This is a genomic window from Qipengyuania qiaonensis (genome assembly GCF_019711515.1).
GTDB lineage: Bacteria > Pseudomonadota > Alphaproteobacteria > Sphingomonadales > Sphingomonadaceae > Qipengyuania > Qipengyuania qiaonensis.
Genome location: NZ_JAIGNO010000002.1, coordinates 515358 through 539807 on the forward strand (window position 1 = coordinate 515358; position 24450 = coordinate 539807).

25 protein-coding genes are annotated in these 24450 nt (G+C 61.9%); 14 read left to right on the top strand and 11 right to left on the bottom strand.

Annotated elements, in window-relative coordinates; all coding sequences use genetic code 11:
- The first annotated feature begins 76 nt into the window (after positions 1 to 76).
- Both K3174_RS05465 and K3174_RS05470 read left to right on the top strand, forming a co-directional pair.
- The gene (locus K3174_RS05465; protein ID WP_345719592.1) at positions 77 to 1501 is read left to right on the top strand and encodes a TylF/MycF/NovP-related O-methyltransferase; all 1425 of its coding nucleotides are present in this window, start codon (positions 77 to 79) and stop codon (positions 1499 to 1501) included.
- A 57-nt stretch (positions 1502 to 1558) separates the two neighbouring features.
- Entirely contained in the window at positions 1559 to 2530 is a 972-nt protein-coding gene (locus K3174_RS05470) for a phytanoyl-CoA dioxygenase family protein (RefSeq protein WP_221556453.1), read from the top strand.
- A gap of 130 nt (positions 2531 to 2660) precedes the next feature.
- Here K3174_RS05470 and K3174_RS05475 read toward each other — a convergent pair whose 3' ends face one another.
- Positions 2661 to 3566, bottom strand: coding sequence for a prephenate/arogenate dehydrogenase family protein (locus K3174_RS05475; protein ID WP_221556456.1), 906 nt, complete (start codon positions 3564 to 3566; stop codon positions 2661 to 2663).
- Positions 3563 to 4660 carry a histidinol-phosphate transaminase gene (gene hisC, locus K3174_RS05480; RefSeq protein WP_247711888.1) on the bottom strand — a complete coding sequence of 366 codons (1098 nt, stop codon included), beginning with the start codon at positions 4658 to 4660 and terminating at the stop codon, positions 3563 to 3565. Before hisC ends, K3174_RS05475 begins: the two co-directional genes overlap by 4 nt.
- A gap of 112 nt (positions 4661 to 4772) precedes the next feature.
- Here hisC and metX point away from each other — a divergent pair, with 112 nt between their 5' ends.
- Positions 4773 to 5861, top strand: coding sequence for a homoserine O-acetyltransferase MetX (gene metX / locus K3174_RS05485; RefSeq protein WP_247711889.1), 1089 nt, complete (start codon positions 4773 to 4775; stop codon positions 5859 to 5861).
- Positions 5858 to 6442, top strand: a complete 585-nt coding sequence (metW, locus tag K3174_RS05490) for a methionine biosynthesis protein MetW (RefSeq protein ID WP_221556460.1) — start codon at positions 5858 to 5860, stop codon at positions 6440 to 6442. The genes metX and metW overlap by 4 nt, the downstream gene beginning before the upstream one ends.
- A 3-nt stretch (positions 6443 to 6445) precedes the next feature.
- Here the strand turns inward: metW and K3174_RS05495 are convergent, their stop codons facing one another.
- Both K3174_RS05495 and K3174_RS05500 read right to left on the bottom strand, forming a co-directional pair.
- The gene (locus tag K3174_RS05495) at positions 6446 to 6946 is read right to left on the bottom strand and encodes a prolyl-tRNA synthetase associated domain-containing protein (protein ID WP_221556634.1); all 501 of its coding nucleotides are present in this window, start codon (positions 6944 to 6946) and stop codon (positions 6446 to 6448) included.
- Positions 6946 to 7338, bottom strand: a complete 393-nt coding sequence (locus K3174_RS05500) for a VOC family protein (RefSeq protein ID WP_221556462.1) — start codon at positions 7336 to 7338, stop codon at positions 6946 to 6948. The genes K3174_RS05495 and K3174_RS05500 overlap by 1 nt, the downstream gene beginning before the upstream one ends.
- 111 nt (positions 7339 to 7449) lie before the next feature.
- On the opposite strand from K3174_RS05500, the gene K3174_RS05505 reads away from it, so the two are divergent.
- The 3 genes from K3174_RS05505 (at position 7450) to K3174_RS05515 (ending at position 9061) form a co-directional block, all read left to right on the top strand.
- Positions 7450 to 7809, top strand: coding sequence for a hypothetical protein (locus K3174_RS05505; RefSeq protein ID WP_221556470.1), 360 nt, complete (start codon positions 7450 to 7452; stop codon positions 7807 to 7809).
- Between the two features lie 74 nt (positions 7810 to 7883).
- The gene (locus tag K3174_RS05510) at positions 7884 to 8312 is read left to right on the top strand and encodes a hypothetical protein (protein WP_221556472.1); all 429 of its coding nucleotides are present in this window, start codon (positions 7884 to 7886) and stop codon (positions 8310 to 8312) included.
- A 77-nt stretch (positions 8313 to 8389) separates the two neighbouring features.
- A complete protein-coding gene (locus K3174_RS05515; protein ID WP_221556474.1) occupies positions 8390 to 9061 on the top strand; it encodes a glutathione S-transferase family protein in 672 nt (223 codons plus the stop codon).
- Positions 9062 to 9077: 16 nt separating this feature from the next.
- Here K3174_RS05515 and K3174_RS05520 read toward each other — a convergent pair whose 3' ends face one another.
- The gene (locus K3174_RS05520) at positions 9078 to 9419 is read right to left on the bottom strand and encodes a hypothetical protein (protein ID WP_221556476.1); all 342 of its coding nucleotides are present in this window, start codon (positions 9417 to 9419) and stop codon (positions 9078 to 9080) included.
- 13 nt (positions 9420 to 9432) lie between these two features.
- Positions 9433 to 10248, bottom strand: a complete 816-nt coding sequence (gene mutM, locus K3174_RS05525) for a bifunctional DNA-formamidopyrimidine glycosylase/DNA-(apurinic or apyrimidinic site) lyase (RefSeq protein WP_221556478.1) — start codon at positions 10246 to 10248, stop codon at positions 9433 to 9435.
- Between the two features lie 54 nt (positions 10249 to 10302).
- Between mutM and K3174_RS05530 the strand changes: the two genes are divergently transcribed.
- Genes K3174_RS05530 through K3174_RS05545 form a run of 4 tightly spaced genes read left to right on the top strand, consistent with a single transcriptional unit; the run spans position 10303 to position 14803 of the window.
- Positions 10303 to 11034, top strand: coding sequence for a class I SAM-dependent methyltransferase (locus K3174_RS05530; protein WP_221556480.1), 732 nt, complete (start codon positions 10303 to 10305; stop codon positions 11032 to 11034).
- A gap of 3 nt (positions 11035 to 11037) precedes the next feature.
- Entirely contained in the window at positions 11038 to 12606 is a 1569-nt protein-coding gene (gene ubiB, locus K3174_RS05535; RefSeq protein ID WP_221556482.1) for a 2-polyprenylphenol 6-hydroxylase, read from the top strand.
- The gene (locus tag K3174_RS05540) at positions 12573 to 13715 is read left to right on the top strand and encodes a hypothetical protein (protein WP_247711890.1); all 1143 of its coding nucleotides are present in this window, start codon (positions 12573 to 12575) and stop codon (positions 13713 to 13715) included. Before ubiB ends, K3174_RS05540 begins: the two co-directional genes overlap by 34 nt.
- Entirely contained in the window at positions 13712 to 14803 is a 1092-nt protein-coding gene (locus K3174_RS05545) for a hypothetical protein (protein WP_221556484.1), read from the top strand. Before K3174_RS05540 ends, K3174_RS05545 begins: the two co-directional genes overlap by 4 nt.
- Here the strand turns inward: K3174_RS05545 and K3174_RS05550 are convergent.
- Complete coding sequence (locus K3174_RS05550) at positions 14760 to 15149, bottom strand: hypothetical protein (RefSeq protein WP_221556485.1); 390 nt, start codon at positions 15147 to 15149, stop codon at positions 14760 to 14762. The two genes, K3174_RS05545 and K3174_RS05550, sit on opposite strands and share 44 nt — an antisense overlap.
- 185 nt (positions 15150 to 15334) lie before the next feature.
- Between K3174_RS05550 and K3174_RS05555 the strand changes: the two genes are divergently transcribed.
- Entirely contained in the window at positions 15335 to 17026 is a 1692-nt protein-coding gene (locus K3174_RS05555; RefSeq protein ID WP_221556487.1) for a bifunctional phosphopantothenoylcysteine decarboxylase/phosphopantothenate synthase, read from the top strand.
- Positions 17027 to 17140: 114 nt separating this feature from the next.
- On the opposite strand, the gene K3174_RS05560 is transcribed toward K3174_RS05555, so the two are convergent.
- Positions 17141 to 18469, bottom strand: a complete 1329-nt coding sequence (locus tag K3174_RS05560) for a capsule biosynthesis protein (protein WP_345719589.1) — start codon at positions 18467 to 18469, stop codon at positions 17141 to 17143.
- A gap of 158 nt (positions 18470 to 18627) precedes the next feature.
- Between K3174_RS05560 and K3174_RS05565 the strand changes: the two genes are divergently transcribed.
- Complete coding sequence (locus K3174_RS05565; protein ID WP_221556489.1) at positions 18628 to 20124, top strand: LTA synthase family protein; 1497 nt, start codon at positions 18628 to 18630, stop codon at positions 20122 to 20124.
- 8 nt (positions 20125 to 20132) lie between these two features.
- Here K3174_RS05565 and K3174_RS05570 read toward each other — a convergent pair whose 3' ends face one another.
- The gene (locus K3174_RS05570; protein ID WP_221556491.1) at positions 20133 to 20924 is read right to left on the bottom strand and encodes an SDR family NAD(P)-dependent oxidoreductase; all 792 of its coding nucleotides are present in this window, start codon (positions 20922 to 20924) and stop codon (positions 20133 to 20135) included.
- 86 nt (positions 20925 to 21010) lie between these two features.
- Here K3174_RS05570 and K3174_RS05575 point away from each other — a divergent pair, with 86 nt between their 5' ends.
- Complete coding sequence (locus tag K3174_RS05575; protein WP_221556493.1) at positions 21011 to 21673, top strand: sterol desaturase family protein; 663 nt, start codon at positions 21011 to 21013, stop codon at positions 21671 to 21673.
- A gap of 8 nt (positions 21674 to 21681) precedes the next feature.
- On the opposite strand, the gene K3174_RS05580 is transcribed toward K3174_RS05575, so the two are convergent.
- Both K3174_RS05580 and K3174_RS05585 read right to left on the bottom strand, forming a co-directional pair.
- The gene (locus K3174_RS05580; RefSeq protein ID WP_221556495.1) at positions 21682 to 22875 is read right to left on the bottom strand and encodes a glycosyltransferase family 4 protein; all 1194 of its coding nucleotides are present in this window, start codon (positions 22873 to 22875) and stop codon (positions 21682 to 21684) included.
- A complete protein-coding gene (locus K3174_RS05585) occupies positions 22872 to 24281 on the bottom strand; it encodes a capsular polysaccharide export protein, LipB/KpsS family (protein WP_345719590.1) in 1410 nt (469 codons plus the stop codon). Before K3174_RS05585 ends, K3174_RS05580 begins: the two co-directional genes overlap by 4 nt.
- Positions 24282 to 24450 lie beyond the last annotated feature (169 nt).

Below are 24450 nucleotides of genomic sequence, written 5' to 3' on the forward strand. Positions count from 1 at the left end.
GCCTTCAAGGCAACTGCCATTTCGATGGACCGAAATTCAAAGTGATTGAGGGTCAATCGGTTGGCACGTATTGACAGTGCTCTCGAATTTGCATTCTGCAGAATCTGTCGGGACAGCATCGCCCTCACCGTTGGCGCCGATAGCAACTTCATTTGCGGGGAAGACATTAGTGAAACGACCGAAGCGACTGGTCCGGCAACTCAATCGACTAGCCGGCACACGAGGAATTCTCGATGCCAACGCGCTCAATCGTTTTTCCGGCTGGGCAGTGTCGCGCGGTGACAAGGATGTCCTCATCGAGGCTTGGATCGATGGCAAGCAGGTTGCGTCGACGAAAACGGGTGGGGAACGTCCCGACGTCGAACGCCTTCTACCCAGTTATCGGCGGGGTCGTTTTAGCGGGTTCACGCTGGAAGTGCCCGCGAGCGCGATCGCCCAGGATCGGGTTGTCGATGTCAAGATAACGGCTCGTCCCGATGGATCGTTGGCTCCGAAAGCTTGGCTCGCCACGGCTACTCTAGCCGGCGATCGTCTCGTGGAAAAGCTCGCTTCCGCTCCTCGCACAGGTATTATCGGCCCATTTCCCGGCCCAGTGATTGATGTTGTCGCAGTCTTTAAGCCTGAAGCCGTCGAAGAACTCAGTACGGTGAGTGGGCAGAAGCGGTTCATTGCTGCCCTGCGGGAAATCCTGATCGTGCCTGCCTTGCGCGAAACGCCGGCGATTGCCGACTATGTCCGATATCTTCAGGCAATCGCCTCGCATTTCTCCTTTGTCGATCGGTTCTTCCCTACCGCCAACAAGCAAGCACGTGCCGGTTCTGCAGATTTCCATGGCAAGCCCAACTCGGTACCCGAAATCATGGCGATCGCCCATCAGCTGTACGTGCTGAAATCCTATGGCGTAAAAGGGGACTTTGCAGAATTCGGTTGCTTCAAAGGGTTCAGCTCCTCGATGCTGAGCTTCGCTTGCGAGCAACTTGGGGTGAAGATGCATATTTTCGATTCGTTCGAAGGTTTGCCCGAAGCGAAGCACAGCGGATACACGGCGGGCGACTACGCGGGTAGCCTCGACGAGGTAACCGAGAACGTGCGCCGGTTGGGTTCGGTCGAACAGGTCACCTTTCACAAGGGCTTCTACGCCGACACGTTTCGCGACTATCGCCCGCCTCAGCTTATGTGCCTCTGGATGGACGTAGATCTCGAGGTATCTGCCAAGGACCTGATGGTTGTCGCCGATAAGCTTGACCCGAGGGCGAGCCTCTTCAGCCATGAATGCGTGGCCGACATGTTTGCGGATGGTGAGATCGTTACCGCGCCGCAGCCGGACAACCCCATTCCGCCTGTCCTCGACCGCTTCGAGCAACTCGGACGTCCGCTGACAGGGCATCACGTTCACGGCCACACCGGTGCTTTCTGGCCCAGATCGGGCGGTGTTCCCGTCCTCCACCACGATGCCCTGACGAGGCTGCTGCAGATTCTGCAAAAAGAAGTGTTCAAATAGCGACGGATCGGCCTGAATGAGCGAGACAGGCCGGAAGTAATACAAAGGCAATTACGAGTGACAGACGCGACTGCATTTTCCGGTACGAAGACGGCTGCACTCTTTCCCGGGGTGCCTTTGATCGAGTCGCCGATCTTCGATAGCGAAGAACTCCCCGGGTTCTCCGATCAGGAGAAGGCGCTCGCCCAAAAGCTGAACTCCGACGGATTCGGCGTTGTGGACTTCCCCGATCCCGAGATCGATGCGCGGATCGACCGGATCAGAAGCAATCTCGGCCCGGGCTTTGGCATACCCCTGAACGATCCTGCGGCAGACAAGACAAAAGGTGAGCGACGGATCCAGGATGCCTGGACGAAAGATGAAGACGTTCACGCAATTGCGTCGAATCCCGCCATTCTAGATTTGTTGTCAAAACTGTATGGCCGCCGCGCCTTTCCTTTTCAGACACTGAATTTCCCTGTGGGAACGCAGCAGGCGCCGCACGCGGATTCAGTGCACTTTTCCAGCCTCCCCGAACGTTTCATGTGTGGCGTGTGGCTCGCAATGGAGGACATCGCTGCCGAAGCAGGGCCGCTTTTTTACGTTCGCGGATCGCATCGCTGGCCGATCATTTCGAACGCCATGATTGGCCGACGCGGGTATGGCAGCGAACTGGATTCGGCCCAGACGCCCTACGCCAACGCGTGGCAAGCCCTGTGTGAAAACCATGGGAAAGATCAGGAGCCCTTTCTGGCGCGCAAGGGTCAGGCACTGATATGGACTGCCAATCTTCTCCATGGCGGCAGTCGGCAAACCGATCCCACGCTCACTCGATGGTCGCAGGCCACACACTATTTCTTCGACGATTGCATCTATTACACGCCGGCATTCTCCGACGAAGCGCTTGGCCGGCTGGCGCTACGCGATCTCGTGTCGATCACCGATCAGAAGCCGAAACCGAACACCTATCTCGGTGAAACGGTTGATCGCGCTGAGCCCAGAAAGTCCCGGATCTTCGGCAATTTTGCAAAGCGTGTCAGGCCCGCATAGACAGTCCGCTAGCGGAGTTTCCTCGAAAAACCGAACGATCGGAACGACGTCTTCGAGTGAGTACTCTCACAAAAGGATGTACATCTGCATCATAAGTAGCGCCGAATGCTCCTGGGCACCCACTCTCGCCTCAGTGATCCTTCCGTCCGAAGTCCGGCCTGGCATCGTCCTGGCCTTCCTCGATGATCGAACGGCGAATGGTGCGGGTGCGTTCGAAGAGGTCGAACAGCGTGTCGCCGTCGCCATTGCGGATGGCGCGCTGGAGCAGGCTGAGGTCTTCGGTGAAGCGCCCGAGCACCTCGAGCACCGCGTCGCGGTTCGACAGGAATACATCGCGCCACATGGTCGGATTGCTTGCCGCGATGCGGGTGAAATCGCGAAAGCCGCCGGCGGAGTACTTGATCACTTCCCCGCGGGTCACGTCTTCCAGATCGCTGGCGGTGCCGACAATGGTATAGGCGATGAGGTGCGGGATATGGCTTGTGACCGCGAGCACGAGGTCGTGGTGGTCGGCATCCATGACCTCGACTTTGGCGCCGAGCCCTTCCCAGAAGCCGGAAACAGCATCCACGGCATCTTGCGGGGCATCATTACCCGGCGTGACGATGCACCAGCGATGGCGGAAGAGCTCGGCGAAGCCGGCCTCCGGGCCACTCTTCTCAGTCCCGGCAACGGGGTGAGCGGGAATGATGACGGCATCGGGAAGGGCGGCTGACAGCGCCGCGCCGACGCTGTTTTTGGATGAGCCGACATCGCTGACGATGGTGCCCGGTTTGAGGTGGGGCGCGATGGCCTCTGCGGCATGACCCATCGCGCCGACAGGCACACAGAGGATGACGAGATCGGCCTCGCCCACTGCCTCCGCCACCGTCTCGCAGACCATACCGACGAGCCCCCGTCCGGCAGCACGGCGGCGCACCTCGGTATCGGCATCCCAGCCGGTGGTGGCGATATCGGGCAGCATTTCCTGCACCGCAAGACCGATCGACCCGCCGATCAGGCCCAATCCGATGATGGCGACACATTCGATCGTCACGCTGCTTCCCCGCACAGGCGGCGCAGCACGGCGGTGATGTCGTTCATCTGCTGTGCGGTGCCAATGGTGATGCGCAGCGCTTGCGGCAGGCCCTGACCGGGCAGGTGGCGCACCGCGTAGCCCGCCTCGCCGATCGCTTCGAGCGCGGTTTCGGCGGTAAGCGCGCCTTCGAACAGTACCAGCACGAAATTCGCCTTGCTCGGAATGGCGCGCAGGCCGTGATTGCCGAGCGCATCGATCGCGGCGGTGAAGCGTGTGCGTTCGATCCGGTTGGCTTCGCGCGAACGGGCCTTGAAATCGCGATCCGCCAGCGCGGCGAGGGCGGCACGCTGTCCACTCGCAGTCACGTTGAACGGCCCGCGGATACGGTTGAGCACGTCTATCAGATGCGGCGCGCCGGTCGCCCAGCCGATGCGTTCACCAGCGAGACCGTAAATCTTCGAGAAGGTTCGCGTGACGAGCACGTTCCCGTGCGCCAGCGCGAGGTCGATGCCACCATCCCCCTCTTCCGGTTCAAGATATTCGGCATAGGCCTGATCGACCACCAGCAGAACGTCGGACGGCAATCCTGCGTGTAGTCGTTCGACCTCGGCCCGTGGGAGGTAGGTGCCGGTCGGGTTGTTGGGATTCGCGAGAAAGACCACCCGCGTACGCCCGGTCACTGCCTCCAGCAGCGCATCGACATCGGTGGCGTAATCATCGTCCGGCGCTTCCACCGGCGTCGCTCCGCAGCGGCGCGCGGCAATGTCGTAGACCGCGAAGCTGTAGCGGCTGAACAACACTTCGTCGCCCGGGCCAGCGAAACCCTGTGCGGCGAGGTTGAGCAATTCGTCCGAGCCTGTCCCGCACACGATCCGCGCAGGATCCACGCCGCAATGCCTGCCGATCGCGGTGCGCAGTGCGGTGGCGTCGGGATCGGGATAGGTGGCGGGGGCATGGCCTTCTGCCAGCGCGGCGATGGCCGCCGGACTGCAGCCAAGCGGGTTCTCGTTCGCCGAGAGCTTGACGAGTTGGCGCCCGTCGGACGCGGTGGACTTGCCGGGGACATAGGCGTGGATGCCCTCGATCCAGGGCTTCATGGTGGGCCGGTCCATTTTCTCGCTCGCTGCCATTTCAGCTTCGTCGCATGAAAGAATATCGGCCCTTCGACAAGCGCAAGGCTTGCGGTTAGAGGCAGGGTTTGATTGTTTCACCCCAAGGCCCGATTTGAACGCCCACTCGCAAACGCTGACCCTGCCCGGCCCGCTGCTCCTCGACGGAGGCGGCGAACTGGCGCGTGTGGAGGTGGCGTATGAGACCTATGGCGATCTGAATGCGGATCGTTCGAACGCCATCCTGTTGTGCCATGCGTTGACCGGCGACCAATATGTCGCCAGCGCGCACCCGATTACCGGCAAGCCCGGCTGGTGGGAACGGATGGTGGGACCGGGCAAGCCGATCGATACGGCCCGGTTCCATGTCATCTGCGCCAATGTCATCGGCAGTTGCATGGGATCGACCGGTCCTGCGAGCGAAGCTTCGGACGGTAGTGCCTATGCCATGCGCTTTCCGGTCATCACCATTCGCGACATGGTCCGCGCGCATGTGGGCCTGCTGGATGCGCTGGGGATCGGGACGCTGCATGCCGTGGTCGGCGGGTCGATGGGCGGGATGCAGGCGCTGAGCCTTGCGGCCAATTGGCCGGAGCGGGCGAGCCGCGTGCTCGTGATCGCTTCGACCAGCCGCCATTCGGCGCAGAACATCGCCTTTCACGAACTGGGGCGGCAAGCGATCATGGCCGACCCGCGCTGGAACGACGGCAACTATTATGGCGGCGAGGCACCCGATAACGGGCTCGCCGTGGCGCGCATGGCGGCGCATATCACCTATCTTTCGGAAGAGGCGCTGACCGAGAAATTCGGGCGCAACCTGCAGGATCGGGAAGCGAAGAGTTTCGGCTTCGATGCCGATTTCCAGGTCGAATCCTACCTGCGCTATCAAGGCAGCGGTTTCACAAGGCGCTTCGATGCCAACAGCTATCTCTACATCACCCGCGCCATGGACTATTTCGACTTGGCCGAGGAGCATGGCGGCAAGCTGGCCGATGCCTTTGCCGGAACGGCGTCGCGCTTCTGCCTGGTCAGCTTCGACAGCGACTGGCTATACCCCACCAGCGAGAGCCGCCATGTCGTGCATGCGCTCAATGCTGCCGGGGCGGCGGTCAGCTTCGTCGAACTCTCGGCGCCGCATGGACATGACAGCTTCCTGCTCGATGTGCCGGCGCTGGATCGAGTAATCGGAGGCTTTCTCGGATGAGCTTGCGGCCCGATCTTGCGGTGATCGCCGCGCATGTCGATCCCGGCAGCCGTGTGCTCGACATCGGCTGCGGCGATGGCGCGCTGATGCTCGCGCTGCGGGATGCGGGGTGCGACGTGCGCGGTATCGAGCTGGACGGGGCCTGCGTCGAGCGGTGCGTGTCGCAGGGCCTGTCGGTCGTGCAGGGCGATGCCGACCGTGATCTGGCCGACTATCCCGACAAGGGCTTCGACTATGCGGTTCTCAGCCAGACGCTCCAGACCGCCTCGCGGCCCGATCGCATGCTCGACGAATTGCTGCGCGTCGGGACACGTGCGTTTGTCAGCTTCCCCAATTTCGCGCATTGGCGCACGCGGGCCGCGTTGATGTTCGGCGGCCGCATGCCGGTCACGCGCGCCATTCCGGTGAGCTGGTACGAGACGCAGAACATCCACCACGTCACCATCAAGGATTTCCGTGAGCTCGCCCGGGCCAAGGGGGCGACAATCGCGCGCGACTGGTATTTCGCCGGCGAGCGGCCCGTGGTGCGCGCCGGCGCCAATAGCCGGGCGGAATTCGCTGTGTTCGAACTCGCGCGGTAGACGTCAGCCCGTCTTCTTCGGGATGTCTGCAATCACCGGTTCGTGACCCCAATGCCGCAGCAGGTCGACGACGTGCTCACCCGACAGGCCCAGCGTGCCCGTGTTGCGCAAGGGGTGTACGTTCATGCGTTCTGCCGCGGCCAGTGGCGCATCGATCACCACGGACAGGCTGCCCGGCTCGGCATTGATCATCGCCAGCGGCGTGACCGAGCCGGGTGCGATGCCGAGCAGGCACTCCATGTCTTCCGCCTTGCCGAAGCTCACGCGCTTGCACCCAATGGCCATGGGCAATGCCTTGAGGTCGATGCGCGCTTCGGCCGGGACTGTGACCAGCCAGAAAGCGCCGCCCGCATCCTTCAGGAACAGATTCTTCGTATGCGCTCCGGGAATGTCGGCATCGATTTTCCGGCTCTCTTCGACGGTGAAGACTGCCGCGTGTTCATGCGCCGCGAACGGGATTGCCAGTGCCTGCAAATCGGCCAGCAATCCCGCTTCGCCGCACATCACGATGGGCGGTAGATGCCGCAGAGCTTGTGCCCGTCGAGATCGCGGAAATAGCTGAGATGCATCGGGCCCATTGCCCCATCGCGCAGGCCCGGCGGGTCTTCGATGCTGGCGCCGCCTGCCGCCACGGCAACGTCGTGCAGTTCCTTCACCTGCTCGGCGGAGTTGCATCTGAAGCCGATCGTCATGCCGTTGGCGCAGGTTGCGGCTTCCCCGTCGATAGGCTGCGACAGCGCGAGGACATTGCCGTCATGCATGAAGAACACGCGCTTGGTGCCGCTATCGGTGGTGTTGTCCATCGAACCTTCGACGCCGACGACCTCGAGCACCTTTTCGTAAAAAGCCTTGGATTTATCGATATCGTTGGTGCCGATCATGATGTGGTTGAACATCGTTTCTCTCCTTTGAGTTTCGATTCGCCACCCTAATCGCGCGCAGGATGCTGGCAAGCCGCATTGGCGCTCGTCGCGTGCCGTTCAGATTGGCGGGTCTAGAAATGCGCCATGCTGAATTTTCTCGCTCCCGCCGCCCTGTCCCTGGCGCAAGCCGCTGCCGTTGGGCAGCCTTTGCCCGATCTCTCGCTCGAACAGGCCAGTGCGCTGCGCTGTTCGGTCGCTTTCGGCATGGTACACAGTCGGCAGGTGCGCGGGGAACCCGCCGCTGCGCAATATCCCGCCATGGCCGAGCGGGGGCGGGAGTTCTTCGTGCGCACCACCGCACGGCTGATGGACGACCTCAAGACGAACCGAGAAGCGATCGCGGGGCTGGTCGCGCGTGAAACCGACGAACTGTCGACGACGCCGGAAAGGGTCGACGAAGTCATGCCGGCCTGCCTGCTGATGCTCGACGCCTCGGGATTGTGAACGCACGTTCAGGATCGGGTCATCGTGCTCGCCATAGAGCGTAGACCGATTCGGATATTTGACCGGGGCTATTCATGCGCAAACTCGTCTTTCCTGTAATGCTTGGCGCGCTCCTCCTGCCGGCGCCTGCCTTTGCGCAGGACTATGCGCCCGAAGCGTCCGCGCCGCTCGCCGACCTTGGCGAACAGATGCGCGATCCCGCGCGCCAGCGCGAAATGGCGCTGATGCTGCAGGCGATGACCGAAGTGCTGCTCGACATGCCTGTTGCACCGCTGGCGCAGGCCGCTGCCGATATGGCGGGCGAGACAGCACAGGATATCGACCCCGAGCTGACCTTGCGGCAGATAGCGCCCGATGCCGGCCGGGTGAGCGAAGAGGTTGCCCGCAACGTGCCGCGTGCGATGCAGGCGGCCGGATCGATGGCGGAAGGCGTCGCCGCGATGGCCCCGATGCTGCGCGACATGGCCGACCGCATGCGCGCGGCCATGCCCCCGCGCGACTGATCCACCGCTAAATTCATCCGATATCCCGGCGCGCCAGTGGACGCGCCCCCGAGCCTTGTGGCAAGGCGGTGCTATCCATGTGGCAGCTTTACCAATTTCCCCTGTGCCCCTTCAGTCGCAAATTGCGCCTGCTGATGGGCGAAAAGAATATCGCCTACGAACTGGTGCGGGAAAATCCGTGGGAAGGGCGCGACGAATTCTGGCATCTCAATCCCGCCGGGCGCACGCCGGTCCTGCACGATGCCGGGCGTGGTACCGCGCTGTCGGACAGCCAGGCGATCTGCGAATATCTGGAAGAAACGGTCGAACGTAATCCGATGATCAACGGGTCGGCGCTACAGCGTGCGGAAATCCGCAGGCTCGTCGCGCTGTTCGACGACAATTTCTATGCCGATGTGACCGAACCGGCGCTGCACGAGAAGATGAAGAAACGCATTGTCTTGCGTCAGTCGCCCGATGCGCAGGTGCTGCGCCAGATGGGCCGGCTGCTGCACGGCCATCTCGACTATATCGACTGGCTGGTCGATACGCGCCAGTGGCTCGCCGGGGCGCAACTGAGCCTCGCCGACCTCACCTGCGCGGCGCATCTCTCGGTGGTCGAATATCTCGGTGCGATCGACTGGAAAGGCCATGAACAGACGCAGGGCTGGTACATGGTCATGAAAAGCCGCCCCAGCTTCCGCCCGCTGCTGAGCGAGAAGATGGAAGGCATCCCCCCGCCACGGGAATATGCTTCGCTGGATTTGTGAGTGCCGTGGTCGAAAGCTACTGTGGTCGCCAGTACTGCTTGAAACTCGGGTGATCGTTGAAAAGCTCGTCAAACGAAGGTTCGTAAATTCCGATTAGATCGAGTTGTCGCTCATTGATCTCGGAGAAGTCTTGGATAGAGATAGCCTCGCTCTTCATCGGCGTTCCATCCCACATCTCGATCCGCAGAATGTCGGTTCTGTCACCGACGTAGTCGCCCGCAATGACGTTTGCGTGTCGTGCAGCATAGTAGCCGAAAGTCGGCTCAAATTTGGCCATCGCAACACACATCGGTGGGTCCAATGCGAAAATAGTGGCCTCGCCAATCAACGTGTCACCTTCAAAGACTTTGACCTTCATCCCTTGATAGACCTCACTTCTGACAAACCGGACAGAACCACGTGCTGCGTCCGCCTTGCACGATGCGACGGATCGTACCGCCGTCTTCGTGGTGGCAGGGCTCGCCCTCGCGGCCGTAGACGTGGAAGCGTGTGGCGAAATAGCCGAGATTGCCGTCGGGCTGGGCGAAATCGCGCAGGGTCGAGCCGCCGTCGCGGATCGAGCGTTCGAGTACGTCCCTGATCGCGGGGACGAGGCGTTTGAGCTGCGGCATGGTCACCTTGCCGCCAGCCTTTCGCGGGTGGATGCCTGCATGCCACAGCGCCTCGCAGACATAGATATTGCCGAGGCCGGCGACGATCCGCTGGTCGAGCAGCAGCAGCTTGATCGCCTGCTTGCGGCCCCGCGTGGCGGTGCGCAGATGCTCCGCCGTCAGCGCTTCGCCAAGCGGCTCCGGCCCCAGCGCGGCGAAGGCGGGCCACAGGTCCAGTTCGGGCGCGAGCAGCAAATCGACCGATCCGAAGCGGCGCGGGTCGTTGAGCGCGAATACATGGTCCTGCGTCGTCAGAACCAGATGGTCGTGCTTGTCCTCGCCCTCGGGGTCGATCCGCCAGCGCCCGCTCATGCCGAGATGGAACACCATCGCGTGATCGCGGTCGGTATGGAGGATGCCGTATTTCGCGCGCCGCGACAGGCCCGAGACGGTTGCGTCCGTCAGCGCCTGCACCAGATCGGGCGGGAAGGGGCGGCGCATATCGGGCCGGTTGACGCGCACGCTGACGATGCGTTCCCCCTCGAGGAAGCGGGCGAGGCCGCGCACGGTTGTTTCGACTTCGGGAAGCTCCGGCATACCGACCCTCTAACACCCTTTGCGCTGGCCACAATTCCCCCTAAGGCCTCCGGCATGACCGACACCGTTTCCTTCGGCTACGAAGACATCGATGCGAGCGAAAAGACCGGCCGCGTGGGCGAGGTTTTCTCCAATGTCGCCGCCAAATACGACATCATGAACGATGCCATGTCGGGCGGAATGCATCGCTTGTGGAAGAACCGCTTCGTCGCCCGGGTGAAACCGCAGCCGGGCGAGGCGATCCTCGACATGGCGGGCGGCACGGGCGACATAGCCTTCCGCATGGCCGATCGCGGCGCCAGTGTAACCGTCAGCGACATCAACCAAGACATGCTCGATGTCGGCATCGAACGCGCGATGGAGCGCGGGATCGACGGACTGGTGTGGAGCCGCCAGAATGCCGAGGAGCTCACCTTCTCGAGCCGCATCTTCGATGCCTACACGATCGTCTTCGGCATCCGGAACGTCACCTTCATCGACAAGGCCCTGCGCGAAGCGCACCGCGTGCTGAAGTTCGGGGGGCGCTTCTACTGCATGGAATTCAGCTCGACCGACTGGCCAGGCTTCAAGGAAGTCTACGACCTCTATTCGCACAAGGTCATGCCACAGATCGGCAAGCTGATCGCCAATGACGAGGACAGCTATCGCTACCTCGCCGAATCGATCCGCCGTTTCCCCAAGCCGCCCGAATTCGAGGCGATGATCCGCGATGCGGGTTTCGAGAACACAAAGGTCGAATCGATTCTCGGCGGCGCGGTGAACATCCATTCGGGGTGGAAGGTTTAACGGGTGGCCAAACCCGCGACGCATATCTGGCGGCTCTTCAAATGGGGCATCACGCTGGCACGGCATCGTGCGCTGGTGGGGATCGAGCAGGACCCCAACGCCCCCGTCCCGGTGCGCCGCATGGCCAAGCTTGCCCGTTGGGTGGCCCTCACCGGCACCCGGGGCGAACGCGATTACGCCGGGGCTTTTCGTGACATAGGGCCGGCCGCGATCAAGCTCGGCCAGACGCTCGCCACGCGGCCCGACCTTGTCGGTGAGGAGCCGGCGCGCAACCTCCTGAAACTGCAGGACGATCTCCCGCCCGTTGCGTTCGAGAAGATCAAGGCCAGCATCGAGGCCAGTTTCGAGCAGCCGCTCGAGAACCTCTATGCCGAATTCGATCCGGCGCCCGTCGGCGCAGCTTCGATCGCACAGGTTCATCGCGCCGTTACGACCGAGGGCAAACAGGTCGCCGTGAAGGTGCTGCGCCCCGGCGTGCGCGAACGGTTCGCGCGCGATATCGATACATACGAATGGGCCGCGGCGCATCTCGAAAGCTTCGGCGTAGAAGCGGCGCGCCTGCGCCCGCGGCTGGTCATCGCCAATTTCAAGCGCTGGACCAATCGCGAACTCGACCTGCGGCGTGAGGCGGCCAGCGCGTCCGAACTCGCCGAGCACATGGTCGGGACGGAAGGTTACGAAATCCCCGGCATCGACTGGGACCGTACCAATGGCCGGGTGATGACCGTCGACTGGATCGACGGGATCAAGATCAGCAATACCGAGGCCATACGTGCCGCCGGACACGATACGGAGGAACTGGCCAGCCGCCTCGTCCTCGCCTTCCTCAAGCAGGCCATCGCGGCCGGTTTCTTCCATGCCGACATGCATCAGGGGAATCTGTTCGTGAAGGCCGATGGGACGATCGCCGCGATCGATTTCGGCATCATGGGCCGGATCGACCGGCGCGCGCGCATGTGGCTGGCGGAAATCCTCTACGGACTGACGACGGGGAACTACAAACGCGTCGCCGAAATCCATTTCGAAGCGCAATATGTGCCGAGCTATCACAATGTCGACGAATTCGCGACGGCGCTGCGCGCGGTGGGCGAGCCGATGCGGGGCAAGCCGGTAAGCGAGCTGTCGGTCGGCCAGATGCTCGACGGGCTGTTCGCCATCACCCGCGATTTCGACATGCAGACCCAGCCACATCTGCTGCTGTTGCAGAAGACCATGGTTATGGTCGAAGGCATCGCCACCCAGCTCAATCCGAAGATCAACATGTGGGATGTTTCGGCGCCCTATGTCCGTAGCTGGATCCGCGACGAACTCGGCCCGGAAGCCGCCATCGCCGATCGCATTCGTGAGGACACCGAAACGCTGCTGCGCATCCCCGATCTCGTGCGCCGGATAGAGGACCGCTTCCCCGCCAAGGGCGGCGCGCCCGAACCGCCGCCGCTCCCCGATATCGAATTGATGTGGGAAAGGCGTCGCCGCAAGGAGGCAGGACGCGGCTGGCTTGGCTATGCAGTCGCGGCAGTGGCAGGGGGGCTCGCGGCATGGGCAGCGACAATGCAGGGGTGGATCGGCTGAATCAGGCCACGGCGGCGCCCGCATGGGACCGCTTCGCCCAATGGGGCGCATGGCCCGCGCGCGTGCTGCTCGCGGTCGCCGCCATTCTGCTGGTGCTGGCGGCGATAACGCCGCTGACCGCGAGCATGGACGGTACGCCTGCCGAGGTGCCTTCGCTGGTCGGCGGCGAACCATCGGATGCCGCTGAACACGAGCGCGACGAGGACCTCGCATTCTATGACCGCGTGATCGACCGGATCGAGAGCGGCGAGTCCTACTACGACTTCATCGTCGAGGAACAACGTGCGCGCGCCTATCCGGTGCGCCCCGGGCTCGCCGTACGCTTGCCGACCCTGGCCTATATCCATGCGTGGCTGGGCGAACCGGGCTTGATCGCGATGGCGATCGTGCTGATGGGCGTCACGGTCTGGGCCTGGTGGAAACGGCTGGGCGATGAACCGGGTGGCAAACGCCGGCAGCGGATCGGGGCGGCGCTGATGCTCATGGGCGGCTCGCTTGGCCTCAACCGCTATTATTTCGTGCTGCACGAGCTTTGGGCGGGAATGCTGCTGGCCCTCGCCTTCGGGCTGCACAGGCCGGGGCGCTGGGGCTGGCCGCTTGCAGTCGCGGCGCTGGCGCTGGCGATCCGCGAACATGTGCTGCCCTTCGTGCTCCTGATGGGTGCGATGGCCGCATGGCGGCGGGACTGGAAAGAGGCTGCGGCCTGGAGCGCGCTCGTGATCGTTTTCCTCTTGGCAATAGCGTGGCATTTCTCGCTGGTTGTTCCGCAAGTCCTGCCGAGCGATCCCGAAAGTCCCGATTGGCTCGTGCTTCGCGGAATGGCCGGTTGGCTCGGCAATGTGGTGCTCAGTTCGAATTTGCGCTTCCTGCCGCACGAGATAGCCGGGCCGATGGTGGTACTGATGGCGCTCGGCTGGGCGGGTTGGAAATCGCCTGCGGGAACGACCGGGACACTGCTCTATCTCGGCTACGCTCTGGCTTTCATGCTCGCAGGCAGGGCGAATAATTTCTACTGGGGTGCCGTGGTCGCCCCGGCGATGTTCATCGGCCTCGCCTTTCTGCCTATGGCGCTCGTTTCGCTGGTGAATGCGGCGCGGGGTAAGGCGTGACCCTGCCTGAGCGGCCATTGTCGCTGCTGCCGCGGTGGGCGGCGCTGATGCTGCTGGTAGCGACGCTCGTTGCCTGCATCGGGAACGCGTTTGCACTCGAAATCCGCAACACCGCGCACGAAGCGGATATCGAGCAGCGGCTCGAGCGGGGCGAACGGGTCGATATGGACCTTTACCGCGCTATCAACGCCCGCGTCGCGGCGCACGAGGACTATTACCGCGCGGCGGCGGCCGAGCATCGCGAATTTGCCATGCCGACAAGTCCTTTCGTCACCGTACGTACGCCGGTTTTGGCATGGACCAGCGTCTTGTGGAGCGAAGACGTTTGGCGAATGATCGCGGTATTCCTGTGGGGGGCGAACACCCTGGCATGGTTCGCCGCACTGAGCGATCGCGGGCGTTTCTCGCGTTTCGCCGCGGCTGGGCTGGCGGGTATCTTCGGCATGGTCGCCTTCATCGACGATATTCCTTTCAGCCATGAGATTCTTGCGGGCATGATGCTGTCGCTGACGCTGGCATTGTCGGCGGGACGCCTATGGGTCGGCGGGCTCGTCTTGGCGGTATTCGCCATCGCGCTGAGGGAACTGGCCCTGCCTTTCCTCTTCGCGTGGGGTGCCGTAGCTCTGGTGGCTGGCGAGCGCGACAAGGTTCTTGTGCTCGTCGGCGCCCTGGCACTTCTGGGGCTGGGGCTCGCGCTTCACGCCGCATCCGTTGCCGCGGTCCGCGAGTCAGGCGACCTCGTGTCCCCCGGATGGACCGGGGCGCTCGGTCCCGCACTGGCGCTTTACGGGGTGCATGTCACCACGCTCCTCCAGACGCTGCCCGTCTGGCTGGCTGGACCGCTCGGCGTATTGGCCTTGCTTGGCTGGTTCGCAGTCGGCGGGAGGCTCGGCGCCTTTGCCAGTCTGTGGTTTGCTGGTTTCATCGCCGCAGTCGCGATATTCGCGCGGCAGGAAAACTTCTACTGGATGGGGTTGTTCGTCCCAGCCTATGGGATCGGCCTTGCTTTCGTCCCTCGCGCTCTGGCCGATCTCGCTGCGGCGATCAGGCGCCAGCCTTCGGCCAGCCCCATGTCCGCATCGCGATGACGATGGCGATGCAATGGAGTGCCTCGACGCCCATCGGCACCAGCCAGCCATCGTAGGTGCCTTGCGTAACGACGTTTACGAAGCGCCCGGTAAAGGCGATGCCGAACAGGCCGAGCGCCGGAAAAAGCATGTCTCCACGCCGCTTCCATGCGCCCGAGGCAAGCGAAATCGCGGTGACGTAGAAGAACGCGGTCATATCGCCGCGCAACGTGGATTCCCCGTGGGTCGATGCGATCGAAAGCCCGAAATCCGTCCCCGAACTGGCCGGATCCATCAGGAATCCGGTGCCAATCACCAGATCCAGTATAGCCAGCGCAAGCAGGATCGCGCTCAGGATGACATGCATGAAAACCTCCCCGTTTTCTCTTTTTTCACCATGTGACGTTAAGGCGAATCGCGGAAAAGACCAGTCCTATGCGCTGGCAATGACGGACAGGGGGCGCTAGCAAGCGCAGCGATGGCTTTATGGGAATGCACTCGCCGATCCGCGTGGAACCCCGCGGATATGACGCAAGCGAAAGGACCGGCCGCGTGAGCGGGCCGAAGATTCTGCTCGTCATCGGTGGCGGCATCGCGGCCTACAAATCGTGCGAACTGGTGCGCCTCATCCGCAAGGCGGGGGGATCGGTAACCTGCGTGCTGACCGAAGGCGGTCAGCAATTCGTCACGCCGATGGCACTCGCCGCGTTGAGCGAGAACAAGGTCTATACCTCGCTGTTCGACCTCAAGGACGAGGTCGAGATGGGACATATCCAGCTCAGCCGCGAAGCCGATCTGGTCGTAGTCTGTCCGGCAACGGCGGATTTGCTCGCCAAGATGGCTGCCGGAATTGCCGACGATCTGGGCACGACCCTGATCCTTGCGACCGACAAGCCGGTGCTAACCATTCCCGCCATGAATGTGAAGATGTGGGAGCATGCAGCGACCCAGCGTAATGCGGACTGGCTACGCCAGGCAGGCGTTGCAGTGATGGATCCGGACGAGGGCCCGATGGCATGCGGCGAATTCGGCCCCGGTCGTATGCCCGAGCCGCCCTCTATCCTGGCGCGCATAGCCGAGGAACTCGATCTCGACATCGAAGTGCCCGAATTGACGGCACCCAAACCGGTGCAGCTTGCCCCGCCAACGCCCGAGGAGGACCTGGACGGCGATCTCCACGAGCCACTCGAACCAGAGGACGAGGAGGAGGTTGTGAAAAGCGGCGGTGGGCTGGGCGGCCTGCTGTCGATGATCATCCCGCGTTCGACCGCGCAGCGCAGCCATGAGCAGATCGAGGCGGAACTCGACGAGCTGCCCGAACCCGACCTGCTCGGCGCCGAAGATCTCGTCGAAGCTCCGGAACCGCTTGCCGATGCCGGTCCGATTCTTGCCAAGAAGGGCAAGGCATCCTCCGCTCCGCCTACCGACCCGGAAGCGATCAATCACGAGGTTGCGCGGCAGGACATGCGGGCCATACCGCAGCCGGCCGCGGACGAGGCGCTCAGGACCGAGATCGCTTTCGAGGATTCGCCGCTTGCCGGGCAGGCGGAATTCGATCCCGATCCCGACCATCGCCCGCTTTTCGGCAAGCATGTGCTCATCACGGCGGGGCCGACGCGCGAGCCGATCGATCCGGTACGCTACATCGCCAACCGTTCGAGCGGCAAGCAGGGTTTCGCAATCGCCGCAATGGCCGCTTCCGCCGGAGCGCGAGTGACGCTGATTGCTGGTCCGGTCCACCTGCCGACACCGGTGGGCGTCGATCGCATCGATGTAGAAACCGCCGAGGACATGGCCGAGGAAGTGCGCCGCTCGCTTCCGGTCGACATCGCGTTCATGGTGGCTGCCGTCGCCGACTGGAAGAGCAAACATGTCGCGGGTGAGAAGATGAAGAAGCGCGGCAGTGCTCCGCCCGCGCTGATCCTTGCCGAAAACCCCGACATCCTTGCCAGCACCGCCGCCGGCCGCAAACGCCCGACGTTGCTGATCGGCTTCGCCGCCGAAACCGAGAATGTGGTCGAAAACGCGAAATCCAAGCGCAAGCGCAAAGGGGCGGATTGGATCATTGCCAACAATGTTTCGGGCGCAGAAGGCGACAGCGTGATGGGTGGCGATCTCAACCAGGTGCATATCGTCACCTCCGCAGGCGTCGAAAGCCTGCCCGAAATGCCGAAAGAAGACGTAGCGCGCGAACTGGTCCGCCGCGCAGCCGAGGCGCTTAACCCGGTCGACGACAATGACTGACCCTGTCGGCGTGCGCTCCACGCGTCGGCTTTAAGAACCCGGGTCGGACCACGCATTCGGAGATATCTCCGGTGCGAGGCGACAGCGGGCATTTCATCGCATCGACGGTTTCGACTATTCGGGCAGCAATCCCCGGCCCTCGAAACGGGCGACGGCGTGGCGCACCACCTTGTCCAATGCCTCTTCCGAAAAGAAGCCGCCGGGGATCAGGCATCGCTCGACCAGAACGCGACGGAAGGCGTTGAACGTTTCGAGATCGGGCGGAGCCGCGTCGGTCCAGAAGCGGTCGATCCCGTCCTGAAATGTCATATCGGGTATATCGTAGACAGCATGGCCCAAAGCCACGACGGGGACACCCATGGCAAGAGCAAGGGTCCCGCTTGTACTGTTGATTGTAACCATCCCTTTGGCGCGTTCCGCCACCGGAACGATGTCGCCCCAGCCCATGTAATCCACCCTGTCGGCTACGCCCAGCATTTCCGCGATTGATCGGGTTTCTTCGCGCCAGTCGCAAACGCCGTTGTCCAGAGGATGCTCTTTTACGAGCAAGCGCGTGTTTTCGGGCGCGTACCGCGCGAACGATCTGATTACCAGCATCAGTGCATCTATCATGCTCGCGAACGGCGAATGCAGGCGGATTTGGGCGTCCGATGCAAGTTGCAGGGGAAAAAGGAAATACTCCGCTTGGGACGCCAGCAGCCGCTGCACCAATTCTTCTGAGCTTTTGCGACGTTGCTTGCCACGGGCCAATTTACGGGCCCAGCCTATCCCTTCGATAAGCGGGTGCCATGGGCGGTGATTGGACCAATGGGGATAGTACCAGCGACTGAAAATATCGGCGATATTGAACACCAGTCCCTCCGTTGCGCGGCGACCGAATGACGACGGAACCTGCCGGTGTTCTGGGACCGGAGGTAGTTCCGCTGCTATTCGTCGATACCAAGCAGGATCGCGCGGCAAGGTGGAGTGACCGTTTACGCCGCCGAGTTCCAGGGTCACCCAGTCGGGTCGGATATAGCCCTCTTCGAAGACGTGGACAGGTACATCAAGCTCGCGGCAGACTGCGGTGGCTACCATATGATGGGGACGACAATCACCGAAAAGGACGACGTCCGTTATCCCCTTTTCGCGGATAATGGAGCGCAAAGTCTCGGGCCACTCTTCAATTGGCTTGCGATACTCGATCCCTCCCGGCAGACGCCAGAAAAGCCAGTCGCCGCCGTTGAAATTGACCTTGTGGACCTTATGACCGGATTTGATTAGCTGCTGGCCCAGACGGCGAAATATGCGCCCCATCAACCCTTGCAGCAAAAGCACGGAACGTGGGGATTCTGGTCGGTTTTCCCCTTTCCGACCGTGTCCCATCATTGAAGCAAACTCGTCATCTGCGCTAGCGCTGCCGTTGGAGCCGGCGTCTATACTGAGAAAATTCTGAAAAACCACTGCCGTCTATCCTTGCGCGCCCACATAGACCAACTGGGTGAAAACGCGACATATATCGGATTCGTTATGAACATCAGCATGCCCAGTCACATGAAAACTTCCCGGGTTGGAGTGCGATTTGATCTTGCCGGCTTTGGACCGAGCGCGTCGACGTCGGCATGATACCGCTTTTCCTGTCATTGCTGGTGATCTTGCCGGCTACACTTCTGTTTGACGCCTTCGCTCGCCCCCGTGCTGGAACGCTACTCCGCAGCGGCGCAGGTTCGCTTTTGCTTGTTCTCATGACACTCTTCGGTTTTGGAGTTCTGCTCGGCTTTAGCGGAAATCCTGCTCTTGCTGCGATCCTGGTTCTGGCATTCCACCTTCTTCTCGTCGTGGCTTCCAATGCCAAAAATAGGATGCTGGGAGAACCTTTGCTATTTTCCGATCTTGCCTTGGTGGGCGCGGTATTTCGACATCCACAGTTCTATTTCTCCGCTCTGGGCAGATCGCAGAAAATAGGCGGGATTGCGACGCTGGCGTTGCTGGCAGCAGCATTTGTGTGTCTTTTTGAAGAGGATATGCGTCTGCGCGTCAGCGGATTGGCGATCGGATTGCTGGCCCTCGCACTTCTCGGTTTATGCTTGCGCACGGACACGTTTCGCCGGCTCGCTGCCGAGCCGAGCGCTGACACCGATGTCGCGACGCTCGGTCTGGCAAGCACATTGCTGCTCTACTGGATGCGCTGGCGCTCCGATGCTGCAGGAAGCGATCCTCGTGGATCCGATCCGTCCCCTTTTCAGTCAAACGCGACGGTAGAATTCGGGGATGGCACAATCCCCGAAATTATCGTTGTCGTACAATGCGAGTCCTTCTCGGACCCCCGCGAACTGTTCGGCGAACGGGGAGCCGAGCTACCCCTTCTTGCGAGTGCACGAAGAGAGGCCTTGCTATGGGGAGACCTTCTTGTCAGCGGTTTTGGGGCCTATACGATGCGTACCGAATATGGGGTGCTGTTCGGGCAGGAAGAAGAGGCACTCGGCTTTCGGCGTTACGACCCCTATCTGACCGCAATCGGGGAAGGCTCGCTCGCCCTGCCGAACAGATTGGGCACGGATCGCTGGCGCAGCTTCTTCGTCCATCCCCACGATATGCGATTCTATAGCCGACATCGGATCTTGCCCAGGGCCGGCTTTTCGAAACTGATCGACGAGAGTGAATTCGATAAGCCTTCGCCCGATGAAAGCAGGTATGTCAAAGATACCGTGGTCGCCGACAAAATTCTTGAGGTGGCTCGGGGTACTGCGTCGCGGGCGTTCATCTATGCCGTGACCATCGAAAACCACGGCCCATGGTCGGGCCAGGATGAAGCAGCGCACGAACCTCTGCTGACTCATTACAACGGCCTTGTTCAGGCCGGAGATGCGATGCTCGGCCAATTGCGCGATGGCATTGCTTCGCTGGGCAGGCCGGCCGTCCTGGCGTTCTTTGGCGATCATCGTCCCAGCATTCCGGGGGCAAGCGAACCAGGCGGCGATCGGCACACCCCTTATGTTGTCCTGCAATTCGATGCGAAGGGCCAGATCGTTCCCGGTTCGAACCGGCGCGAGAATATTACACCGGCACAACTCCATCACGCGATCCTCGCCCTCAGCCGGGAATCGGGCACTCGATAGGCTAGCTCTTACGGATCGAGGCCTGCCATGATGCGATCGCGAAGCTGCGCCGGCAGCAAAGCGTCGAGAATCCTCAGCGCCGAGAATGGCCAAGGGGTTATGTAGTGACGCTTTCCCCGCTCGGCCGCGCGGGCAATACGGCGCGCTGCGGCATCGACATCCAGCTTCATTGGCCTGTTTGTCGAGGTGGCTCGCAATGCGGGCGTATCGATGAAACCTGGTGCAGCCAGTGTGACACGGACGCCGAGCGGCTCGACCGCGATCCGCAAGGCATCGGCAAAGCGTGCCAGTCCGGCCTTGGATCCGGAATAGCCGGCTGCAAACGGCAGCGAGTGATGGCCCGCCGCCGAACCGATCAGCACGATGCGACCATGCCCTCTTTCGGCCATGCGCGCAGCGAGCGCCGCCGCCATGGCGGCGGGTGCGGCGAAATTGATCTGAGCCGCGCGGAGCACGAGCAAGGGGTCCTCGACAAGATCCTCGGGAGCCCGGGTGTCGCCGATACCGGCGACGAGATAAGCTAGGTCGAAGCGCGCCTCGACATCCTGCTTGAGCACGGCGTCGACCGCGGCATGTCCATCTGTCAGATCCTGACTGAACTGCCTGGCTTCCGCCCCCGCTGCGCGTATCTTTCCGGCAATGAGATCGAGCTTGTTCCGGTCGCGCCCCCAAAGGTTGAGCGCTATGCCGGGACGGGCGTGCAGAGATGCCAATGCGCCGCCAAGAGCCCCGGAGGCGCCCGTACACAGAATGCTATTTGCGGAGAACGGCACTTTTATACCGTGACGCTTGTGCCACATAGACGTGTCTCCAAGTCACCAATACCGTCCAGTTCACCGCATGTTTGTTGACAAGGCGTTGGCTTTTCTGTGGTGATATTGGGGCTATGAAGAGTCCGACTGCCGACGAAAAACGCCTCATTCTTTTCGACAATCCCTTGCTCGAGAAGGCGACGGTCACGTCTATTGATTCGTTTGCTACGATTTGGGCTATCGCGCTCCCACTTGTAGCATTTTCGGCTTGGGGCACTGTGTCGCTCATCGCGGCGCTGGGGTTGTCTCTTTGCGGATTGCTTGCCTGGAGCTTGTTCGAATACTTCGCACATCGGCATTTGTTCCATTGGGATCCTCAGTGGCCGTTCGCGCGGCGGATAGTGTTCGCGATCCACGGTAATCACCACATTCAACCCACCGATCACCTGCGCAATCTCATGCCGCCTATCGTCAGCATGCCGGTCGGCGGTCTCATATGGGCTATGTCCTATGCTGTTGCGGGCGATATTGGCACCTGGCTGTTTTTTGGCTTCATTGTGGGTTACGTCGCCTATGATCTGGTGCACTATGCATGCCATCAGTGGCCGATGCGCGGCCCGATTGGGAAGAGCGTGAAGCGGCATCACATGCGGCATCACTTCGCTGCCGATCACGGAAATTTCGGTGTCACCACGCCGTTCTGGGACAAGATCTTCAGCACGCAGATTACCGGTGGCGGTCGTCAGGCGTCCACTGCTGCCAATCTCCGCGAGTACCCGGTGCATCCAGCGGAATAGCCGGTTCATCACTTTGCGGCGGCCTCGATTACCTCGGCTGCGATTGCCATATGCGAGTCCCAGTCGGGCGCCTGCCACAAATTGAGGCGCTCTAGCTGCGCGCGGCGCAGCGGACCGTCCCGAGCGTGATCGAGGATTGCCTGCATCCAGGCCGATCCATCCAGCGTATCCAGATAATCGGGTATCGTTCCGCCGATTTCGCGATGCGCGGCAATATCGCTGGCGATCACCGGCGTTCCGACCGAAAGCGCTTCGGCCACTGGCATGCCGAAGCCCTCGGCGAAGGAGGGCATAAGCAAAGCGCGTGCACCGCGTATGGCCGCAGCGAGATCCTCATCGCCGCAGCCATTCACTTCCTCCAGGAACGGCTTGAGCGACGGACAGCGTTCGAGCAGGTCGACAATCTGTTCGTTCTCCCAGCCGCGCCGTCCGATCACGACAAGGCGGGGGATGCTTTCCGGTGGCAGCGATTGCGCCATGCTTCGCCATAGATGGAGCAGCAGCAGATGGTTTTTGCGTGGTTCAATCGTTCCTAGGCATACGAAATATGGCTTCGCGTCGTCATAGGTACGATCGTCCGCTTCTGCGATCGGCTCGGTTCCCAGCAATGCGACACGGATGGGCGGCACGATATGGCCCCGATCTTCGATCCAGCGCCGTAACGAATCTCCAGTAGCGGCAGAGTTCACGATCACCGAAGCGGCCAGTTCCGCAACCGTGTGCATCCGCGCTTCATGAAGCGCCGAGCCGCCCGGCCGGGCATATTCGGGATATTCAATGGGGATCAGGTCATGCACCATACACACGAAGCGGGCATTTTCGCGGGCCAGGATGCGGCGCATCTGCGCTCTTCGGGTCAAGTGATGAGGTGAAACCTGAACCAGGACATCGCTCGATCCAAGCCCGATCCGACGTGGAAACAGGCGTGCCATCCAGGGCAAGACCGATATCAGCGACCGTTGGCCTGAAACCCCGTCGGTTTGTGCCCAACGTCTCTCGAGCTCGTCCAGATAGGCGATCGCCGTTTCTCGCTGAATCCTCCCGTAAACGCCCGATGGATGAACGGCGGCGAATGCCAGCTTTCCTCCGTAAATCCGAAGGAGCCCGCGGGCATAGGCCATCTCGACCCGATCGACCCCCGAAGGCCCGGAATGGCGCACGCGCGAGATAAGCCGCGAGATATCGAGGACGATACGGGTCAAGTGCCTGTCTTCATTGGACTGCGCAAACGCAGCCGAGCCCAGGTTCGTCCCTGGAACCGACGCACCGGCTCGATCCATCCAAGGCGGTTGGGCATCTGATGCCGGGCCATGCGTTCCACAAGTACTTCGGGCGGACAAGGCAGCCCGGTGACCGGGTCGAGATATCTGGGGTAGAGCAACAGCACACCCGCTACGAGCTCGTCCAGCGAGAGGTTGCGTCCCCTTCGCTGCGGCACATCGGCGAGATCGCGGGTAAGGCCCCAGCCTGCATAGAAGGGAATTCCGTGGCAGGTCACTTCCCGCCCGCGCAGCAACGCCTCGAACCCGGCGAGCGAGGTGAGGACGTGGACTGCGTCGACCGCGTCCAGCAGGTCTGCCATCGCCTCCTCGCGGACGATACGATCGGCATATTGCAATGCAGCGGAATCCCCGACGTGACCGTTACGGTGACCGGCATCGACATCGGGATGAGGTCGCCACCAGATTTCTGCATCGGGTTCGTTCGCCCGCACGCGGCGCAGCAGTTCGAGGTTTGAAGTCAGTCCCGCACCACCCGCCAGCACCGACATGTCGTCTTCCACCTGCCCCGGCACCAGAACAATGCGGCCTGTACTCGCCATTTCATGCTTGGCCGTGTCTCGGTTTGCAGCTCGCGCGTATTTGCTGATTCTCGCGTCTACGATCGATTTGCGCAGGGTGCGGGCGCGCTCGACAAGATCCGGGGAGAAATGCTCGCTGGCCAGTATCGCTTCAAGGTCACTGGGCATTCTCGGATCGTAGTGAATCCCCTGCCGGTCGACGATGACAGACGACGGCGGTACCAGATTGCTGCCAAGGCCGACCGAGCGAACGAAGCCGTCCTCAACCCGCACGACCGGAACACCTTTCTCCTTAGCCTTCTGGAGCAGCGTTCCGGAGATTCGCGATGGCCAAACGGCCAAGGCGCCACCGCGCTTCTCGGCGGCGGCCAATGCGCGGGAGGCGCTACGGGCTATCTTCAATGGCACTCCGGGCACGTAGAGGAAGCGGCGAATTTCCTCTCTTTTCCACCAGCTGATCCCGCAAGCGGCGACGATCGTCTGGTTATCGTACCCGCGATTTGCATCGATCCCCCTGCGCCATTCGGCCAACAATCGAATGGCGTCCGCCGGATCGAGCCAACGATCGGCAAACGGATCGCGCATTGGCTGCGCCAACGCCAAAGCAGCCCGGTCGGCAAGAATATCCATGTCTTCGCCCGGTTCGCCAAAGCGACCGGACGAAAGCAGGCGTACCTGCAATCCGGCAATACTGGCCAAGGCTACCCACTCGTCGTTTCCATGGGCTACGAGCAGCTTCGCTTTTGCGAGAACAGACCATGGATCGACATCGGAACCGCAATCGAACGCTTCGTCGTTTTGCGCCACAACTGCATCGGAGTGGGCAATACAGACTACGATATCCGTCGCAAAATCCCGGCGCAGGTTCTCGGCTTCAGATTTGGTCCCGGCCCGTATGACAACATCGGCGTCTGTTATGCTTGCCTGCTTGGCCCAAAACATCCCCCCGACCCGCGCTTCGCAGACAGATCTGAAC

Bases quoted from the DNA above. Each gene is read 5' to 3' on its own strand.
- K3174_RS05520 (WP_221556476.1), bottom strand. From the start codon at position 9,419: ATGAAGGTCAAAGTCTTTGAAGGTGACACGTTGATTGGCGAGGCCACT.
- metW (WP_221556460.1), top strand. From the start codon at position 5,858: ATGAGCTTGCGGCCCGATCTTGCGGTGATCGCCGCGCATGTCGATCCC.
- K3174_RS05530 (WP_221556480.1), top strand. From the start codon at position 10,303: ATGACCGACACCGTTTCCTTCGGCTACGAAGACATCGATGCGAGCGAA.
- K3174_RS05510 (WP_221556472.1), top strand. From the start codon at position 7,884: ATGCGCAAACTCGTCTTTCCTGTAATGCTTGGCGCGCTCCTCCTGCCG.
- hisC (WP_247711888.1), bottom strand. From the start codon at position 4,660: ATGGACCGGCCCACCATGAAGCCCTGGATCGAGGGCATCCACGCCTAT.
- K3174_RS05500 (WP_221556462.1), bottom strand. From the start codon at position 7,338: ATGTTCAACCACATCATGATCGGCACCAACGATATCGATAAATCCAAG.
- mutM (WP_221556478.1), bottom strand. From the start codon at position 10,248: ATGCCGGAGCTTCCCGAAGTCGAAACAACCGTGCGCGGCCTCGCCCGC.
- K3174_RS05570 (WP_221556491.1), bottom strand. From the start codon at position 20,924: ATGTGGCACAAGCGTCACGGTATAAAAGTGCCGTTCTCCGCAAATAGC.
- K3174_RS05515 (WP_221556474.1), top strand. From the start codon at position 8,390: ATGTGGCAGCTTTACCAATTTCCCCTGTGCCCCTTCAGTCGCAAATTG.
- K3174_RS05540 (WP_247711890.1), top strand. From the start codon at position 12,573: ATGGGCAGCGACAATGCAGGGGTGGATCGGCTGAATCAGGCCACGGCG.
- K3174_RS05495 (WP_221556634.1), bottom strand. From the start codon at position 6,946: ATGTGCGGCGAAGCGGGATTGCTGGCCGATTTGCAGGCACTGGCAATC.
- K3174_RS05505 (WP_221556470.1), top strand. From the start codon at position 7,450: ATGCTGAATTTTCTCGCTCCCGCCGCCCTGTCCCTGGCGCAAGCCGCT.
- K3174_RS05575 (WP_221556493.1), top strand. From the start codon at position 21,011: ATGAAGAGTCCGACTGCCGACGAAAAACGCCTCATTCTTTTCGACAAT.
- K3174_RS05565 (WP_221556489.1), top strand. From the start codon at position 18,628: ATGATACCGCTTTTCCTGTCATTGCTGGTGATCTTGCCGGCTACACTT.
- K3174_RS05550 (WP_221556485.1), bottom strand. From the start codon at position 15,149: ATGCATGTCATCCTGAGCGCGATCCTGCTTGCGCTGGCTATACTGGAT.